The sequence below is a fragment of the Hymenobacter sp. genome, from assembly GCF_035709525.1.
In the GTDB taxonomy this organism is placed as follows: domain Bacteria; phylum Bacteroidota; class Bacteroidia; order Cytophagales; family Hymenobacteraceae; genus Hymenobacter.
In genome coordinates this window covers 1-2,633 of sequence record NZ_DASTEP010000146.1, presented here as the reverse complement: position 1 = coordinate 2,633, position 2,633 = coordinate 1, and the positions used below count along the sequence as shown (strand labels likewise).

Genomic DNA, 2,633 nt, shown 5'->3' with positions numbered 1-2,633 from the left:
TTTTCGCCGGCTGTCCGCTCGTTGGGCGGCGAGCTTTCCTCACGAAGAGCGGACAGCCGGCGAAAAGCCGGCAGCCCGCCCCGCCGTTCGCGCCCGCGGCTAGTTCCTACACCAGCAGCAGGCCCTTCTCGCGCAGCAGCTGCCAGGCGGGGCTTGTCAGGAATTTCTCCCACGGACCGGCCGCTGGCGGGAAGGTAGCCGCCGCGTCTTTGAGCAGCACCTTGGTGTCGTAATCGCGGCTGAGGCGCAGCAGCAGCTCGTGCAGCCAGGGGCCGATAAGCTCGGTGGTTTTCACCTCGAAGTCCTCGGCCTGCTCGTAGCAGGTGAGGATGGCGCGGGTCGTTTTCTTGTCCTTCGGGCCGTTGCCGCCGGTTGTTTTAAAGCTGAGCTCGGGCGCGTTGCCGAGCCAGAACAGGCGGCGGTTGGGCTGCGCGAAGTCGGGCTTGTCGGGCTCTTGCAGCGCCTGCCCGATGAGCTGGCGCGGCACCGTGGGGCGGGGCGTTTTAAAATCGAACCAGAAGCTGAGCGGCTCGCGCAAAGCCACGCCGTGCATGTAGTTGTAGAGGCTTTTGGCGAGGCCGGGGCCGAAGCTTTCGTGGTCGGTGCCCTGGGGGTCGTCGTGCCAGAGGTCGTTCCAGGCGAAGGGGCCGGGCTCGGGGCCGATGGCGGCCACCTGGTACTTCGCCGGGTTCTTGCCCACGGGCGAGTGCGCCGTCATCGAGAAGCGGTGCCAGTAGCCGCTCTGCACAATGCCGTTCTCAAAGAGCTGGCGCACCACTTCGAGGGCGTCTACCGTCTCCTGGGCGGTTTGGGTGGGGAAACCGTACATGAGGTAGGCGTGCACCAGCACGCCCGCCGCCGTGAAGCCCTGCGTAACCCGCGCCACCTGCGCGATGGTTACGCCCTTCTCCATCAAGGCCAAGAGTCTATCCGAGGCCACCTCCAGCCCGCCCGAGATGGCGATGCAGCCCGAGGCCGCCAGCAGCCGGCACAGGTCGGGGGTGAAGGTTTTCTCGAAGCGGATATTACCCCACCAGCTGATGCTGACGCGGCGCTTGAGCAGCTCTATCGCTAGGTCGCGCAAGGCCAGCGGAGGCGCGGCCTCGTCCACGAAGTGAAAGCCCGTTTGCCCGGTCTGGGCCACTATCTGCTCGATTCTATCGACCAGCAGCGTAGCGGGCGCGGTTTCGTAGCGGCCGATGTAGTCCAGGGTTACGTCGCAGAAGGAGCAGCGCTTCCAGTAGCAGCCGTGGGCCACGGTGAGCTTGTTCCAGCGGCCGTCGCTCCAGAGGCGGTGCATGGGGTTGAGCACCTCGATTACCGATAAGTAGTCGCCCAGCGGCAGGTCGGAGTAGTCGGGCGTGCCTACCTCGGGGTGCGGCACGTCGGGGTGCGGGTGGTTTACGTATTCGACCGCGCCGGCTTCGTTGCGCAGGAAGGTGCGTTGGAGCAGTTCGCGGCCATCGGTTTCGGGCGCGGCCACCTCACGGTTGTCATGCAGAGCGTAGCGAAGCATCTCGCTCGCTTCGTTGCTGGTTGAGGGTAGAGGTAGCTTGTTGGTTTCGGAATTTATCCAAGAAGAATACTGCGCCACGCGAGATGCTTCGCTGCGCTCTGCATGACGAACGTTCTTTTTTGCCAAGTAGTCCAATAGCCGCAGCCACGGCCCCTCGCCGTCGTCCAAGGTCAGGTAGTCGATATAATCGAAGAAGCGCGGCTCCTTCAACCCCCGCAGTTCTGTATTAGGATAGCCGCCGCCCATCACGGTAGTGATGGCGGGGTTGGTTTGCTTGAGGCGCTGGGCCAGGCGCAGGGCCGCGTAGAGGTTGCCGGGGAAGGGCACCGTGAAACCCACGAAGTCGGGCTGCGCGTCGGCCACTACCTCGTCCAGCAACTCGAGCAGCATCTTGTCGACCAGGTTGGGCGGGGCCTGCAAGGCGTCGTGCAAGGGGTCGAAGTGGGTGGCCGACATGGCCAGGCTCTCGGCGTAGCGCGAGAGGCCGAACTGCGGGCCTACGGTTTCCTTCACCAAATCGGCCAGGTCTTCGAGGTAGAGCGTGGCCAGGTGGCGGGCCTGGTCGGTGAGGCCCATCGTGCCGAAGGCCGTTTCGAGGTCTGCCACGTTGTCGAAGCGGCTGGCCTCGGGCAAAAAGCGGCCGTGGCAGATGCGGGGCGCGAGCGTGAGGTCGCGGTTTTGCAGGAAGCGGATGGCGGGGTCTATCGTGGCTTCGTAGCGGCGGCGCAGGCGCACCATGCGCCGGGCGTTGTCGCTGAGGGCGTAGGTTCCTTGTTCGATTTCATCGAATACGCGCCCCAGGCCTTCCTTCGAGAACAACTTCAGCACCAGCCCGATGCTAAGGTCGGCCTGCCGCACGGCATAGCCCCTACCCGTGAGGAAACCCTTGATGTAGGCCGTGGCCGGGTACGGGGTATTGAGCTGCGTGAGCGGCGGCGTAAGGAGCAGGATGCGGGGCGAGGCAGTAGGCACGGGGGTACAAACCTACAAGGCGGCCGGGAGGTTCAGGCGCGCCCGCTGCTGGCCGCCGTTTAGCGCGCAGCGCGCAACGGCAGGCCGACCAGTGGGGTGAGTTTCCAAACTCACTGCCGCACAGCGGCACATACGCTTGGCGAGC

Annotated in this window: 1 protein-coding gene; it reads right to left on the bottom strand. The window is 65.1% G+C overall.

Going from position 1 to position 2,633, the window contains the following annotated elements:
* Positions 1-106 precede the first annotated feature (106 nt).
* Positions 107-2,488, bottom strand: a complete 2,382-nt coding sequence (locus VFO93_RS12750; RefSeq protein ID WP_325134758.1) for a B12-binding domain-containing radical SAM protein — start codon at positions 2,486-2,488, stop codon at positions 107-109.
* Positions 2,489-2,633: the final 145 nt, after the last annotated feature.